This is a genomic window from Variovorax nitratireducens, assembly GCF_051216545.1.
GTDB lineage: Bacteria > Pseudomonadota > Gammaproteobacteria > Burkholderiales > Burkholderiaceae_C > Variovorax.
Genome location: NZ_JBPJZO010000006.1, coordinates 49,622 through 63,851, shown reverse-complemented (window position 1 = coordinate 63,851; position 14,230 = coordinate 49,622). Strand labels below are relative to the sequence as shown.

Below are 14,230 nucleotides of genomic sequence, written 5' to 3'. Positions count from 1 at the left end.
TGTCATCCTTTCGGCATGGCGACCCGTTGCCTGTCCAGTGGCAACTCCGTCACTCCAACTCTTACAGGAGCTTTCCTCATGACCGTCAAGTTCATCCGTACCGTCCCTGCCGTGCTCGCGCTAGCCTTTGCCTCGATCGGCCTGTCGGCCACCGCCCAAACCACCGCAACGCAGCCCGCCACCGCACCGCAGCCCACCACAGTGCAGCCCACCACCACCGAAAAGGTGAAGGAAGCCGGCAAGGATGCCGTCACCGCCACCGAGACCGGCACCAAGAAGGCTTACACGGCCACCAAGAAGACCACGAAGAAGGCCTACAACGCGACCAAGAGCGGCACCAAGAAGGCCGTGGCAGCCACCAAGAGCGGCGTGAGCAAGGCGGCGACGGCCACCGAAAACACGGCCACCAAGGCGGCCGACGGAACCCGCGCCCTGGGCGACAAGATCGGCGAGAAGATCCCCGGCACCGCACAGAACGAAGCCGCCAAGAAGCCCTGAGCTTCTTCAAGCCAGCCATGAAAAAACCCGCTTCGGCGGGTTTTTTCATGGCGCGGGCCCGGGTCTCGGTCCGGGCCCAGAATCCAGCCTTGCATGCTCAAAAATGTCCGGACGACTTCGGTATTCATGGCTTCCTTTTCCGCTCCCTCTTCCGCTTCCGCTTCCAAATTGCCGGCCGACCTGCTCATGGGCCTGGCGCCGATCGTCTCGCCCGACACCGCCGTGCTGGTGCTCGGCAGCTTCCCGGGAGCGCGCTCGCTCGCCGAGCGGCAGTACTATGCGCACCCGCAGAACCACTTCTGGAAAATCTTGCAAGCCATTTGGCCCACCGACCCGCTACCCGCGGGCGCAGATAGCTATCAAAAACGTAGCAAATGGCTGCTCGAGCGCGGGCTCGGCCTGTGGGACGTGTACGCCGCCTGCCGGCGCGAGGGCAGCCTCGACACCGCCATTCGCGACGCTGTGGTGAACGATATCGCAGGCCTCGCGCTGCCGAAGCTCGCCGCCATTGCGCACAACGGCGGCGAAAGCTTTCGCCATGCCGGGCACACCAGCGGGCTCGGCGTGCCGGTCTACAAGCTGCCGTCGACCAGCCCGGCCAATGCGAGCTGGGGTTTCGAGCGAAAGCTCGAAGCCTGGCGCGAAGTGTTCGTGCGCCACGGGATCGCCTGATGGCCGGCAAGACGATTTCCCTGCCCGAAGTCAATTTCTCCGATTGGGGCGACATCCGCTACCTGCACCTCGGCACCGAGTGGGTGCAGGGCTCGATGAAGCTCGATGCGCCGTTCGAGATCGAACTCGAATACGTGCAGCGCATGATGGCCTGGCTGCTGTTCGTCGACCCGGCCAGCGTGGCGAGTCGCCATGCGATGCAACTCGGCCTCGGCGCGGCGACGCTCACCAAGTTCAGCCGCAAGACGCTGCGCATGCGCACCACCGCGATCGAACTCAACCCGCAGGTGGTGGCCGCCTGCCGCGGCTGGTTCAAGCTGCCGGCCGACGATCTCAAGCTGAAGGTGGTGATTGCCGATGCCGGTGCCGAAATCCGCAAACCGCAGTGGCATGGCACGGTCGATGCGCTGCAGGTCGACCTGTACGACCATGAAGCGGCCGCGCCGGTGCTCGACAGCGAGGCGTTCTATGCCGACTGCCGCGCGCTGCTCACCGACGAGGGCGCGATGACGGTCAACCTGTTCGGCCGCTCGTCGAGCTATGCGCGCAGCCTCGAGAAGATCGTGCAGGCGTTCGGCGCCGATGCGGTCTGGGCCTTCAAGCCCACGCGCGAGGGCAACACCGTGGTGCTCGCGCAGCGCACGCCGCAACATCCGAAGCGCCCGGTGCTTGCCGACCGGGCCCAAACCATCCAGACTCGCTGGGATCTGCCTGCGCCCAAGTGGCTGCGCGTTTTCAAAGCACACACACCATGAGCGCTGTTTCACCGATTGCCCCCGCATCCGCCCGCCATGAAGGGCCGCTCGAACTGCGGCAGGTGATCGAATGGCTGGCCAAGGACGGGCTCATCTCTCGCGAGGAAGCCAAGCGCACCATCGCGCGCTGCGCCCAGGCCGAAAGCCGGCAGGCGCCGCTGGTGCGGCTTGCCAACGTCGCGATGACCCGGGAGACCGACGGCAAGCCGCTAGACCTCGAAATGCTCACGCAGTGGCTGGCCGGTCGCGCCAGCCTCACTTACCTGCGCATCGACCCGCTCAAGGTCGACGTGGGCAAGGTCGCCGACACCATGAGCGCTGCCTATGCCGAGCGGCATAAGGTGCTGCCGGTGCAGGTAACGCCGACCGAGGTGGTGGTCGCCACGGCCGAGCCGTTCGTGACCGACTGGATTTCCGAGGTCGAGCGCCAGTCGCGCCGCACGGTGCGCCGCGTGGTGGCCAATCCCACCGACATCCAGCGCTACCGGGCCGAGTTCTTCGCTCTCGCCAAATCGGTGCGGGCGGCGCAGAAGGCCGGCGGCGGTGCGGCCAGCACCAGCTTCGAACAACTGGTCGAGCTCGGCAAGAGCAACAAGCAACTCGATGCCAACGACCAGAGCGTGGTGCAGGTGGTCGACTGGCTCTGGCAGTACGCGTTCGACCAGCGCGCGAGCGACATTCACCTGGAGCCACGCCGCGAGCAAGGCGTGATCCGCTTCCGCATCGACGGTGTGCTGCATCCCGCCTACCAGATGCCGATGGGCGTGATGAACGCGATGGTGGCCCGCATCAAGCTGCTGGGCCGCATGGACGTGGTCGAAAAGCGCAGGCCGCTCGACGGCCGCATCAAGACCCGGAACATGCGCGGCGACGAGGTCGAAATGCGGCTTTCCACCTTGCCGACCGCGTTCGGCGAGAAGATGGTGATGCGGATCTTCGACCCCGACACCGCGGTGAAGGATCTCGACGCGCTGGGCTTCGCGCAGCACGACGCGCAGCGCTGGGAAGCGCTGGTCACGCGGCCGCACGGCATCATCCTGGTGACCGGCCCGACCGGTTCCGGCAAGACCACCACGCTCTACTCCACGCTCAAGCGCGTGGCGACCGAGGAGGTCAACGTCAGCACCATCGAAGACCCGATCGAAATGATCGAGCCCTCGTTCAACCAGACCCAGGTGCAGCCGCAGCTCGACTTCGGTTTCACCGAAGGCCTGCGTGCCCTGATGCGGCAGGATCCGGACATCATCATGGTCGGCGAAATCCGCGACCTGGCCACCGCCGACATGGCGGTGCAGGCCGCGCTCACCGGCCACCTGGTGTTCAGCACGCTGCACACCAACGACGCGCCGAGCGCGATCACGCGGCTGATGGAACTCGGCGTGCCCAACTACCTGATCAACGCGGTGATGCTCGGCGTGCTGGCGCAGCGCCTGGTGCGCACGCTGTGCCCGCAGTGCAAGCAGCCCGACGAGTCGGTCACGCGCGAGAAGCTGGCCGATTTCGTCAAGCCCTGGCAGATCAGCGGCTCGGTGCGGGCCTACAAACCGGTCGGCTGCGTCGACTGCCGCATGACCGGCTACATGGGCCGAATGGGTCTGTACGAACTGCTGTCGGTCAGCGAAACGCTCAAGGGGCTCGTGACCAAGGAGCCGAACCTGACCGGCCTGCGACGCCAGGCCGTGGCCGACGGCATGCGCCCGCTGCGCCTGGCCGGTGCACTGCGCGTGGCCGAGGGCGTGACGACCATCGAGGAAGTGCTGAGTGCTACGCCACCGCTCGAATGAGCGGGCCGGGGTTATCCCTAATCTTTCGCTAGGTGGAATCCACATCGACCTGACCAATGCCTGACCGGACAATCGCGCATCGATTCATTCGAGGAGATCGTTCGTGAAAATCAAGAGTCAGAGAGACTTTTTTGCGGGGCTGATGTTCGCCGTTGTCGGCGGCGCATTTGCCTGGGGGGCCAGTACCTACAACGTGGGCAACGGTGCCCGCATGGGGCCGGGTTACTTCCCGCTGATGCTGGGCATCCTGATGAGCCTGATCGGCCTCGCCATCATGTTCACCAGCATGACGGCGGAAACCGAAGACGGTGAACCCATCGGCAAGTGGGCCTGGAAGCAGATCGTCTTCATCATCGGCGCCAACCTCGCGTTCGGCGTGCTGCTCGGCGGTTTGCCGGGCATGGGCATACCCGCCATGGGCCTGATCATCGGGATCTATGCGCTGGTGTTGATCTCCAGCCTGGCGGGTAGCGAGTTCAAACTGAAGCAAGTGCTGATTCTCGCCACCGTGCTGGCGGTCGGCAGCTACATCGCATTCATCTGGGCGCTCAAGCTCCAGCTTCAGGTCTGGCCGACCTTCATCACGGGTTGAAGGGAAAACGACCATGGATCTGATTACCAATCTATCGCTCGGCTTCGGCGTTGCGTTCACCTTCACCAACCTGCTGTACTGCCTCGGCGGTTGCATCCTGGGCACGCTGATCGGCGTGCTGCCGGGCATCGGCCCGGTTGCGACGATCGCGATGCTGCTGCCTGCCACCTATGCACTGCCGCCCGTGTCGGCGCTGATCATGCTGGCCGGCATCTACTACGGCGCGCAGTACGGCGGCTCCACCACCGCCATCCTTGTCAACCTGCCTGGCGAATCCTCGTCCGTGGTGACGGTGATCGACGGCTACCAGATGGCGCGCAAGGGGCGCGCGGGGCCTGCCCTCGCGGCGGCCGGCCTGGGCTCGTTCTTTGCCGGTTGCGTCGGCACCTTGATCCTGGCTGCGTTCGCGCCGCCGCTCACGGAACTGGCCTTCAAGTTCGGCCCGGCCGAGTACTTCTCTCTGATGATCCTGGGCCTGATCGGCGCCGTGGTGCTGGCGTCGGGCTCGCTGCTCAAGGCAATCGCCATGATCGTGCTGGGCCTGTGCATGGGCCTGGTCGGTACCGACGTGAATTCGGGTGTCGCGCGCTTCAGCTTCGACATTCCTGAACTCACCGACGGCATCGGCTTCGTGACCATCGCCATGGGTGTGTTCGGCTACGGCGAAATCATCGCCAACCTGTCGCGTCCCGAGCACGAGCGTGAAGTGTTCACCGCCAAGGTCTCCGGCCTGATGCCCACGGCCGAGGACTTCAAGCGCATGACCCCGGCCGTGCTGCGCGGCACCGCGCTGGGTGCCGCGCTCGGCATCCTGCCCGGCGGTGGTGCTTTGCTGGCGGCTTTTGCGGCTTACACCCTCGAAAAGAAGACGAAGCTGAAGCCGGGCGAAGTGCCATTCGGCAAGGGCAACATCCGCGGCGTGGCCGCGCCCGAGGCCGCCAACAACGCCGGTGCGCAGACCTCGTTCATCCCGCTGCTGACGCTCGGCATTCCGCCCAACGCCGTGATGGCGCTGATGGTGGGTGCCATGACCATCCACAACATCCAGCCCGGCCCGCAGGTCATGACCAGCAACCCGGAGCTGTTCTGGGGCCTGATCGCCTCGATGTGGATCGGCAATGCGATGCTGGTGATCCTGAACCTGCCTCTCATCGGCATGTGGATCAAGCTGCTGTCGGTGCCCTACAAGTTCCTGTTTCCGGCGATCGTGCTGTTCTGCGCGATCGGCGTGTACTCCACCAACAACAACACCTTCGACATCTGGATGGTGGGTATCTTCGGTTTCATCGGCTACCTGTTCTTCAAGCTCGGTTGCGAGCCGGCGCCGCTGCTGCTGGGCTTCATCCTCGGGCCGATGATGGAAGAGAACCTGCGCCGCGCGCTGCTGCTGTCGCGCGGCGACTGGAGCGTTTTCATCACGCGACCAATCTCGGCCGTATTGCTGGGCGCTGCGCTGCTGCTGCTGGTGATCGTGCTGCTGCCTGCAGTCAAGTCCAAGCGCGAGGAAGCTTTCCACGAAGAAGAAGCCTGACACCTGTCAGGCGCTCCAACCACGGCACCTTCGGGTGCCGTTTTTCATGGGACCGGATGAATCGACGCGGTGGTCTGCCGGATCAGTTGCCAGACCCGCTGCGCCAGCGGTGCCGGCGCGCGGTTGCGTCGGTGCACCAGCATCACGGCGCGCTCCACGCGCGGCACTAGCGGCCGCACCACCAGGCTGCGCAGGCCCGCCGGCGGCACGGCGAGCGCGGGCATCACGCTGATGCCCAGGCCGGCCTCTACCATGCGAAATGCCGTGGTCGGGTGGCCGACCTGCTGCTGCACGATGCAATGCGCGCCGTGCCGCGCCAGCGCCTGGTCGATCAGGCGCCGGCTGCCGGAAGCGTGGTCGAGTAACACCACCGCCTCGCCGTCGAGCGTCGACCAGCGTACCTGCTTGCGCCCGGCCAGGCGGTGCCCGGGCGGCAGCACCAGGCAGAACGGGTCTTCGAGGATGGTTTCGCACTGCAGGTCGTCCTGCGAGGCCGGTTCGATGACCACGCCGAAATCAACTTCGCCGGCCCGCACGCTGTCGAGCACGTCCTGCTGGATGCGGTCGAGCAGCACCAGCTCGATGTTGGGTTCTTCGCGGGCGCAGGCGGCAATGCAGGCCGGCATCAGGTTGGCCGACAGCGTCGGGCTGCTGGCCACGCGCACCTTGCCGCGCCGGGCGCTGGCCATCCCCTGCACGTCGAGCAGGGTCTGCTCCAGTTCGTCGAGCAGGCGATCGAGCCGCGCTGCGAGCGACTGGCCGGCCTCGGTGAGCGCGACCTCGCGCGTGGTGCGATCCAGCAGCTTGAGCCCGAGCTGCGCTTCCAGCTCGAAGATCGACCGGCTCACCGCGGGCTGGGTGAGCCCGATCTGGTCGCCCGCCCGGCTGAAGTTGCGGCTCTCGGCCACTGCACGGAACACGCGAAGCTGGCGCAAGGTCACATTCATGCGGAATGATCATATATCTATCAGATAAATCCATTTCCTCTTTGAATGCGGGGCGCGTCCAATCGAGCCGGCGGCTCGTGCCAGAGGGCGACGGGCGCCGCAGCTCCGTGACGACCATGAAAGAATGAACACCATGAAACGCAGAAGCTTCGCGCTGGTGGCCTCGCTGCTGGCGGCACTGCCGGCCTGGGCCCAGACCTATCCGGCCAAGCCGATCCGCCTGATCGTGCCGTTTCCGGCCGCCGGTGCCACCGACCTGTTCGCACGCACGCTGTCGCAGAAGATGGGCGAGAAGCTCGGCACGCAACTGGTGATCGACAACAAGCCCGGCGCCGGCGGCTCGATCGGCTCCGATCTCGCGGCCAAGGCGCCGGCCGATGGCTACACGCTGCTACTGGCCACCACCAGCACGCACTCGATCGGCCCGGCGCTGAGCGGCAAGCTGCCCTACGACGCGGTGCGCGACTTCACGCCGATCGCGCACGTGGGCGATGCGCCGAGCATCATGCTGGTGCCCAACACATCGCCGGCCAGGACCGTGCGCGAATGGATCGCCTACGCAAAGGCGAATCCCGGCAAGCTCAACTACGCGTCGAGCGGCAACGGCACCATCGTGCAGCTCACGGCGGAGCTGTTCAAGTCGCAGGCCGGCGTGTTCGTCACGCACATTCCGTACAAGGGCACGGCGCTGGCGATGCCCGACCTCATGAGCGGCAAGATCGACGTGCTGTTCGATTCGTTGCCGACCGGGCTGCCGTTCGTGCGCGACGGCCGGCTGCGTGCGCTGGCCGTCACCTCGCAGAAGCGCAGTCCGCTCGCGCCCGACCTGCCGACCGTGGCCGACACCTTGCCCGGTTTCGAGTCCAACACCTGGTTCGGCCTGTACGGCCCCAAGGGCCTGCCGGCCGAGCTGGTGGCGCGCATCAACGCCGCGGCCAACCAGGCGCTGGCCGATCCCGAGGTGAAAGACAAACTCTCGCGCCTGGGCATCGAGCCGGTCATCAGCACGCCGCAGCAGCAGGCCGCGATGGTCGCGGTCGATGCTGCGAAATGGAAAAAGATCGTCATCGATCGCAAGATCACGAATGAATAGGCTCGCCCCCAGGCTGCGCGCACTTCGTGTCGCTCCTCCCACCCCCTACCGGGGGCAACACCAGCGGCCCGGCAGAGCCGGTTCCGCGGTGTTCCCCGATGGGCCCGATGTACCGCGCCCGCTGTTGAAAGTATTTCCATGAAGTTCGACTACGCCAATCCTTACCCTTCCACCCGCATCCCTGTGTTCGCGCGCAACGTGGTGTCGACCTCGCACCCGCTCGCGGCGCAGGCCGGCCTGCGCATCCTGCAGCAGGGGGGCAACGCGGTCGACGCGGCCATTGCCGCAGCCGCGGTCATGACGCTGGTCGAGCCGGTGAGCAACGGTCTCGGCAGCGATGCCTTTGCGATCCTGTGGGACGGCCAGCAACTGCACGGCCTCAATGCCTCGGGCCCGGCGCCGAAGGCCTGGACGCCCGACTACTTCCTGCGCAAGTACGGCGCCGACTCGGCCACGCCGCCGCAGCGCGGCATCGATTCGGTGACGGTGCCCGGCGCGGTGCGCGGCTGGGTCGCGCTGAGCGATCGCTTCGGCAAGCTGCCTTTCGCCGACCTCATGGCGCCGGCGATCGACACGGCCGAGCGCGGCTACCTGATGCCGCCGGTGGTGCAGGGCAAGTGGGCCGCTGCCACGCCGCTGCTGCAGTCGCAGCCGGGCTTTGCGCAGGCCTTCCTGCCCTGGGGCCGCGCGCCGGAGGTCGGCGAGCTGTTCCGCTTTGCGGCGGCGGGGCGTGCGCTCAAGGCCATTGCCCGCACCAAGGGGGAAGCCTTCTACACCGGCGAGATCGCCGAAGCCCTTGCGAAGTTTTCGGCAGAGCAGGGCGGCGCCCTCACCGGCGCCGATTTCGCGGCCTACCAGCCCGAGTGGGTCACACCGATCTCGCGCGACTACCGCGGCCATACGCTGCACGAGATTCCGCCGAACGGGCAGGGCATCGCGGCGCTGATCGCGTTGGGCATCCTCGAGAAGTTCGACATCGCCTCGCTGCCGGTCGACTCGGTGGCTTCGCAGCATCTGCAGATCGAGGCCATGAAGCTGGCCTTCGCCGACGTCTACCGCTACGTGTCGGAGCCATCGTCGATGACGGTGACCCCCGCGCAAATGCTCGATGACGCGTACCTTGCCTCGCGTGCCAAACTGATCGACTTGAAAAAGGCACAGGACTTCAAGGCCGGCAACCCGGTTAAAGGCGGCACCATCTACCTCACGGCAGCGGACGAGAGCGGCATGATGGTGAGCTTCATCCAGAGCAACTACATGGGCTTCGGCTCGGGCTGCGTGGAGCCGGAGTTCGGCATCAGCCTGCAGAACCGCGGTCACGGCTTCAGCCTCAAGGCCGACAGCCCGAATGTAGTGGCACCGGGCAAGCGCCCGTTCCACACCATCATCCCGGCCTTCCTGACGAAGGACGGCCAACCGGTGATGAGCTTCGGCGTGATGGGCGGCAACATGCAGCCGCAGGGCCACATGCAGACGCTGGTGCGCATGCTCGACTACAAGCAGAACCTCCAGGCCGCCTGCGATGCGCCGCGCTGGCGCTTCAATGCCGGGCTCGAGATCAATGTCGAAGCAGCCATGAAGGCCGAAACGATAGAGGGCTTGGGCGCGCTCGGCCACCAGATGGATGTCATCAACGACTCCTACCAGGACTTCGGCGCCGGACAGTTCATCTGGCGCGCGGGCGACCCGGCCGTCGAGGGCTACGTCGCCGCCAGCGATCCGCGCCGCGACGGCCTGGCAGCGGGGTACTGATCCACCCCCGGTCTTCGCGCACTTCGTGTCGCTTCGCCAACCCCCTTCGAGGGGGCGACACCAGTGGCCCGGCGAAGCCGGTTCCACGGTGTCTCCCGAACAGATCCCCTCCAAAAGCATCGTGTCTGGCCTTGTGCTGGCGACGGTGGGGGCGATCGCGTTCAGCGGCAAGGCGATCATTGTCAAGCTTGCCTATCGGTACGGCGTCGATGCGGTCACGCTCATCATGCTGCGCATGCTGTTCGCGCTGCCGCTGTTCGCTGTCATGGCCTGGTGGGCCGGCCGCGGCAAGCCGGGGCTGACCCTGCGCGACTGGCTTGGTGTGATCGGGCTCGGCTTCTCGGGCTACTACCTCGCAAGCTTTCTGGACTTCGCCGGGCTGGCCTACATCAGCGCCGGCTTCGAGCGGCTCATCCTGTACCTCAACCCCACCCTGGTGCTGCTGTTCGGCTGGCTGCTGTACCGGCGCCGCGCTTCGCGCCCACAGGTGATTGGCATGGTCGTCAGCTACGCCGGCGTGGCGCTGGTGTTCGGGCACGAGATCTGGAGCGGCGGCGGTGGGGCCGGCGGGGGGCTGGCCGCCTGGGGCGCCTTCCTCTGCTTCCTGAGCGCGGTGAGCTACGCGGGCTACCTCGTGTACAGCGGCGAGTTCGTCAAGCGGCTTGGGTCGCTGCGGCTCGTCGGGCTCGCCACCAGCGTGGCCTGCCTGCTCTGCATCGCGCAGTTTGCGCTGCTGCGACCGTTGAGCGCCGCGCTGACCGTGGCGCCCGAGGTGATTTGGCTGTCGGTGCTCAACGCCACGCTGTGCACCGCGGTGCCGGTGCTCATGGTCATGATGGCGATCGAGCGCATCGGCGCCGCGGTGGCTGCGCAAACCGGTATGGTCGGGCCGTTGTCGACCATCCTGATGGGCGTGGTCATTCTCGGCGAGCCCTTCACGGTATGGATCGCAGCAGGTACCGTGCTGGTCATCGCAGGCATCTTTGTATTTACACGAACAGGGCGCTAACCAGCCCCGGAGAACATCATGGACTTGGGTATTGCAGGCAAGACGGCATTGGTGTGCGGCGCGAGCAAGGGCCTCGGCCTCGGCTGCGCGGAGGCGCTGGTGCGCGAAGGCGTCAACGTGGTGATCGTCGCGCGCGGCGAAGAGGCACTGCAGGCGGCGGCCGCTCGATTGACCGCTGCGCGCGCAGGCGGGACGGGCACCGCAGCCCCCTTCGTCAAATACGCGGCGGCCGACATCACCACGCCGGAAGGCCGCGCGGCCGCCTTCGCGGTGCATGCCGACTACGACATCGTGGTCACCAATGCCGGCGGCCCGCCGCCCGGCGACTTTCGCGACTGGGATCGCGAAGCGTGGATCAAGGCGGTCGACGCCAACATGCTGACGCCGATCGAACTCATCAAGGCCACGGTCGACGGCATGGCCGCGCGCGGCTATGGCCGCATCGTCAACATCACATCGAGCTCGGTGAAGTCGCCGATCGACATCCTCGGCCTTTCCAACGGCGCACGCAGCGGCCTCACCGGCTTCGTGGCCGGCGTCGCGCGCACGTCGATCGCGGCGAAGGGCGTGACCATCAACAATCTGCTGCCGGGGGCGTTCGACACCGACCGGTTGAAGGGCACGTTCGCAAGCTCGGCCAAGAAGACCGGCCAGGATGTCGAGACGCTGCGTGCCGCACGCCAGAAGGGCATTCCTGCCGGCCGCTTCGGCAACGCCGAAGAGTTCGGCGCGGTCTGCGCCTTTCTCTGCAGCATGCAGGCCGGCTACATCACGGGGCAGAACGTGCTGACCGACGGCGGTGCCTACCCCGGCACCTACTGAGCGCAGCGCGCGGCGGCGCCGGCATCAGCGCCGCGACGACACCAGGATGCCGCCCACGATCAGTGCGAACGCCGCTCCGTGGTACCAGTGCGGCAGTTCACCCAGAAACGCCGCTGACTTGTCTCATCGTGCTGGACTGTAACGACGCCGATCTGCGAATCGTGGCACGATCCACACCCCGCCGAGACACATGCTGCAAGGATCCAAGTCAATGAAGAGCAAAGCCGTTCGCATCGACCGCTATGGCGGCCCTGAGGAACTGAAGATCGTCGAGGTCGAAGTCGGCGAGCCCGGCCCGGGCGAGATCCGCATCCGCCACGAGGCGGTGGGGCTCAATTTCATCGACACCTACCAGCGCAGCGGCCTTTATCCGCTCGCGCTCCCGCTGCAGCTGGGCATGGAAGCGGCCGGTGTGGTCGAGGCCGTGGGCGAAGGCGTCACGCACCTCCAGGCCGGCGACCGTGCGGCCTACGCGAGCCAGCCGCCCGGCGCTTATTGCGAGTTGCGCGTGATGCCCGCCAAGTGCGTCTGCAAGCTGCCCGATGCGATCTCGTTCGAGACCGGTGCCGCCATGATGCTGAAGGGCCTGACCGCGCAGTACCTGCTGCGCAAGACACTGCCAGTCGAGGGGTTGCAGCCGGGCGACTTCGTCGTGTTCCATGCGGCCGCCGGCGGCGTGGGCCTGATCGCCTGCCAGTGGGCCAAAGCGCTCGGACTGCAACTCATCGGCACCGCCGGCTCGGAGGCCAAGTGCAAGCTTGCGCTGGCCCATGGCGCGGCCCATGCCATCAACTACAGCACCGAAAATTTCGCGGCGCGCGTGAAGGAGATCACCGGTGGCAAGGGCGTGAAAGTGGTGTACGACTCGGTCGGCAAGGACACCTTCGAAGGCTCGATCGATTGCCTGCGCCCGTTTGGCTTGCTGGCGGTGTTCGGCAACGGCTCGGGGCCTGTGCCGCCGATCAACCTGGGAACGCTCGCGTCCAAGGGTTCTCTTTATGTGTCAAGGCCGACCCTTTTCACGCACATCGCCACGCGCGAGGCGACGCAGGCAATGGCGGACGACCTGTTCGCAGTGGTGCTGAGCGGCGCCGTGAAGATCCCGATCGACCAACGTTATCCGCTTGCCGACACCCGGCAGGCGCACCGTGATCTGGAGGCGCGCAAGACGACCGGTTGCACCGTCCTGACCCTCTGAGGCATGCGCGCAGGCGCTTTCCTACCCGTTGCGGTGCAGCGGGCCTGCGCAGTGCCACGGAAGGCCGGCTTACCCTTTGATCCAAAGGTGGCCTCATGTTTGCAGTCAGAGCATTTATCGTCGAAGACAACCCCACGATCCTCGTGAACCTGGTGGACACCTTGCGTGAAGTGGCCCATATCGAGCCGGTCGGCATGGCCGATTCCGAGGCTGACGGCGTGGAGTGGCTGGCCACCCACACCGGCCAATGGGATCTGGCGATCGTCGACCTGTTCCTCAAGCACGGCAGCGGCCTGCGCATCCTCGAAGCCTGCCGTGACCGCAATCCCGCGCAGAAGATGGTGGTGCTCAGCAATCACGCGACGCCCGATGTGCGCTTCCGATGCGCGCAGCTCGGCGCCGACGCGGTGTTCGACAAGGCCACTGAAATCGATGACCTGATCGATTTCTGCCTGCGGCGCCGGACGGATACGCTGAACGCGCATTGATGCGGCAAATTTATATATCTATCAGATAAATCCATTTCACTTTTGAATGGCCGGGGCGTCCAATCCGCGCCATGGCACGTTCACGCTACCTCCCCGACAACTTCACACTCGCGCTGGTCGCGACCGTCACGCTCGCCAGCCTGCTGCCGGCCAGCGGCCGCACCGCCCATTTCTTCGAAGGGCTGACCACGGTCGCGATCGGTCTGCTGTTCTTCCTGCATGGCGCCAAGCTGCCGCGCGAGGCGATCCTCGCCGGGATCACCCACTGGCGGCTGCATCTGCTGGTGTTCGGCTGCACTTTCGCCCTGTTCCCGTTGCTCGGCTTTGCACTCAAGCCGGTGCTGTCGCCGCTGGTCACGCCGCAGCTCTACACCGGCGTGCTGTTTCTCTGCGTGCTGCCGGCCACGGTGCAGTCGGCCATAGCCTTCACGTCGATGGCGCGCGGCAACATCCCGGCCGCGGTCTGCAGTGCGTCGGCCTCGACCCTGCTCGGCGTGTTCGTCACGCCGATCCTGGTGAATCTGCTGGTGGTGCCGCACGGCGGCGGCGGCGCGGGTGGCGCGGTTGACGCGATCGGGCGCATCCTGCTGCAGCTGATGCTGCCGTTCGTGGCCGGGCACCTGCTGCGGCCCTGGATCGGCGGCTGGATCAAGCAGCGTGCCGGCGTGCTCAGGTTCGTCGACCAGGGCTCGATCCTGCTTGTGGTCTACACCGCGTTCAGTGCGGCCGTCATCGAGGGGCTCTGGAAGCAGTTGCCGCTGTCGGCGCTGCTCGGTCTGGTGCTGGTGTGCGGCGTGTTGCTGGCGCTGGCGCTGGCTAGCACCACGTGGATAGCGCGCAAGCTCGGCTTCAGCAAGGAAGACGAGATCACGATCGTGTTCTGCGGCTCCAAGAAGAGCCTGGCCAGCGGCATCCCGATGGCCAAGGTGCTGTTCGCTTCGCACGCGGTCGGCGCCATCGTGTTGCCGCTGATGCTGTTTCACCAGATGCAGCTGATGGTGTGCGCCGTGCTGGCGCGGCGCTATGCGATGCGGGCCGAACCAATGCCGGCCGCCGCGCCGGAGCCGCTCAAGCGAGCCAGCTGACGAT

Annotated in this window: 14 protein-coding genes and 1 pseudogene; 13 read left to right on the top strand and 2 right to left on the bottom strand. The window is 66.2% G+C overall.

The features are described 5' to 3' along the window. The first annotated feature begins 78 nt into the window (after nt 1-78). The 6 genes from ACSFA8_RS16255 to ACSFA8_RS16230 all read left to right on the top strand — a co-directional run bounded on the left by ACSFA8_RS16255 (nt 79) and on the right by ACSFA8_RS16230 (nt 5,832). Entirely contained in the window at nt 79-498 is a 420-nt protein-coding gene (locus ACSFA8_RS16255; protein ID WP_435480539.1) for a hypothetical protein, read from the top strand. Between the two features lie 126 nt (nt 499-624). Further along, complete coding sequence (locus ACSFA8_RS16250) at nt 625-1,170, top strand: DNA-deoxyinosine glycosylase (RefSeq protein WP_435480538.1); 546 nt, start codon at nt 625-627, stop codon at nt 1,168-1,170. Then, nucleotides 1,170-1,925: a class I SAM-dependent methyltransferase gene (locus ACSFA8_RS16245; RefSeq protein WP_435480537.1), complete on the top strand. Its 756-nt coding sequence runs from the start codon at nt 1,170-1,172 to the stop codon at nt 1,923-1,925. The genes ACSFA8_RS16250 and ACSFA8_RS16245 overlap by 1 nt, the downstream gene beginning before the upstream one ends. Continuing rightward, the gene (gene tfpB, locus ACSFA8_RS16240) at nt 1,922-3,709 is read left to right on the top strand and encodes a type IV pilus assembly ATPase TfpB (RefSeq protein WP_435480536.1); all 1,788 of its coding nucleotides are present in this window, start codon (nt 1,922-1,924) and stop codon (nt 3,707-3,709) included. Before ACSFA8_RS16245 ends, tfpB begins: the two co-directional genes overlap by 4 nt. A gap of 103 nt (nt 3,710-3,812) precedes the next feature. Then, a complete protein-coding gene (locus ACSFA8_RS16235) occupies nt 3,813-4,301 on the top strand; it encodes a tripartite tricarboxylate transporter TctB family protein (RefSeq protein ID WP_435480535.1) in 489 nt (162 codons plus the stop codon). A gap of 13 nt (nt 4,302-4,314) precedes the next feature. Next, nucleotides 4,315-5,832 (top strand): tripartite tricarboxylate transporter permease, encoded by a 1,518-nt coding sequence (locus ACSFA8_RS16230; protein ID WP_435480534.1) that lies wholly within the window; start codon nt 4,315-4,317, stop codon nt 5,830-5,832. 44 nt (nt 5,833-5,876) lie between these two features. Here the strand turns inward: ACSFA8_RS16230 and ACSFA8_RS16225 are convergent, their stop codons facing one another. Then, complete coding sequence (locus ACSFA8_RS16225; RefSeq protein WP_435480533.1) at nt 5,877-6,779, bottom strand: LysR family transcriptional regulator; 903 nt, start codon at nt 6,777-6,779, stop codon at nt 5,877-5,879. Nucleotides 6,780-6,912: 133 nt separating this feature from the next. Here ACSFA8_RS16225 and ACSFA8_RS16220 point away from each other — a divergent pair, with 133 nt between their 5' ends. From ACSFA8_RS16220 to ACSFA8_RS16205, 4 genes are all read left to right on the top strand, one after another. Further along, entirely contained in the window at nt 6,913-7,872 is a 960-nt protein-coding gene (locus ACSFA8_RS16220) for a Bug family tripartite tricarboxylate transporter substrate binding protein (RefSeq protein ID WP_435480532.1), read from the top strand. A gap of 138 nt (nt 7,873-8,010) precedes the next feature. Then, nucleotides 8,011-9,624 carry a gamma-glutamyltransferase family protein gene (locus ACSFA8_RS16215; RefSeq protein ID WP_435480531.1) on the top strand — a complete coding sequence of 538 codons (1,614 nt, stop codon included), beginning with the start codon at nt 8,011-8,013 and terminating at the stop codon, nt 9,622-9,624. Nucleotides 9,625-9,742: 118 nt separating this feature from the next. Continuing rightward, a complete protein-coding gene (locus ACSFA8_RS16210) occupies nt 9,743-10,633 on the top strand; it encodes a DMT family transporter (protein ID WP_435480706.1) in 891 nt (296 codons plus the stop codon). Between the two features lie 18 nt (nt 10,634-10,651). Beyond that, nucleotides 10,652-11,455: an SDR family oxidoreductase gene (locus ACSFA8_RS16205; protein WP_435480530.1), complete on the top strand. Its 804-nt coding sequence runs from the start codon at nt 10,652-10,654 to the stop codon at nt 11,453-11,455. 24 nt (nt 11,456-11,479) lie between these two features. Here the strand turns inward: ACSFA8_RS16205 and ACSFA8_RS16200 are convergent. Further along, a pseudogene (locus tag ACSFA8_RS16200) lies at nt 11,480-11,572 on the bottom strand (EamA family transporter); the annotation flags it as partial. 94 nt (nt 11,573-11,666) lie between these two features. On the opposite strand from ACSFA8_RS16200, the gene ACSFA8_RS16195 reads away from it, so the two are divergent. From ACSFA8_RS16195 to ACSFA8_RS16185, 3 genes are all read left to right on the top strand, one after another. Beyond that, a complete protein-coding gene (locus ACSFA8_RS16195; RefSeq protein WP_435480529.1) occupies nt 11,667-12,653 on the top strand; it encodes a quinone oxidoreductase family protein in 987 nt (328 codons plus the stop codon). Nucleotides 12,654-12,748: 95 nt separating this feature from the next. After that, nucleotides 12,749-13,141, top strand: coding sequence for a response regulator (locus tag ACSFA8_RS16190; RefSeq protein ID WP_435480528.1), 393 nt, complete (start codon nt 12,749-12,751; stop codon nt 13,139-13,141). 71 nt (nt 13,142-13,212) lie between these two features. Beyond that, nucleotides 13,213-14,226 (top strand): bile acid:sodium symporter family protein, encoded by a 1,014-nt coding sequence (locus tag ACSFA8_RS16185; protein WP_435480527.1) that lies wholly within the window; start codon nt 13,213-13,215, stop codon nt 14,224-14,226. Nucleotides 14,227-14,230: the final 4 nt, after the last annotated feature.

Coding starts and splice junctions, on each gene's coding strand:
- ACSFA8_RS16225 (WP_435480533.1), bottom strand. CDS start 6,779: ATGAATGTGACCTTGCGCCAGCTTCGCGTGTTCCGTGCAGTGGCCGAG.
- ACSFA8_RS16245 (WP_435480537.1), top strand. CDS start 1,170: ATGGCCGGCAAGACGATTTCCCTGCCCGAAGTCAATTTCTCCGATTGG.
- ACSFA8_RS16230 (WP_435480534.1), top strand. CDS start 4,315: ATGGATCTGATTACCAATCTATCGCTCGGCTTCGGCGTTGCGTTCACC.
- ACSFA8_RS16195 (WP_435480529.1), top strand. CDS start 11,667: ATGAAGAGCAAAGCCGTTCGCATCGACCGCTATGGCGGCCCTGAGGAA.
- ACSFA8_RS16255 (WP_435480539.1), top strand. CDS start 79: ATGACCGTCAAGTTCATCCGTACCGTCCCTGCCGTGCTCGCGCTAGCC.
- ACSFA8_RS16250 (WP_435480538.1), top strand. CDS start 625: ATGGCTTCCTTTTCCGCTCCCTCTTCCGCTTCCGCTTCCAAATTGCCG.
- ACSFA8_RS16220 (WP_435480532.1), top strand. CDS start 6,913: ATGAAACGCAGAAGCTTCGCGCTGGTGGCCTCGCTGCTGGCGGCACTG.
- tfpB (WP_435480536.1), top strand. CDS start 1,922: ATGAGCGCTGTTTCACCGATTGCCCCCGCATCCGCCCGCCATGAAGGG.
- ACSFA8_RS16185 (WP_435480527.1), top strand. CDS start 13,213: ATGGCACGTTCACGCTACCTCCCCGACAACTTCACACTCGCGCTGGTC.
- ACSFA8_RS16215 (WP_435480531.1), top strand. CDS start 8,011: ATGAAGTTCGACTACGCCAATCCTTACCCTTCCACCCGCATCCCTGTG.
- ACSFA8_RS16190 (WP_435480528.1), top strand. CDS start 12,749: ATGTTTGCAGTCAGAGCATTTATCGTCGAAGACAACCCCACGATCCTC.
- ACSFA8_RS16205 (WP_435480530.1), top strand. CDS start 10,652: ATGGACTTGGGTATTGCAGGCAAGACGGCATTGGTGTGCGGCGCGAGC.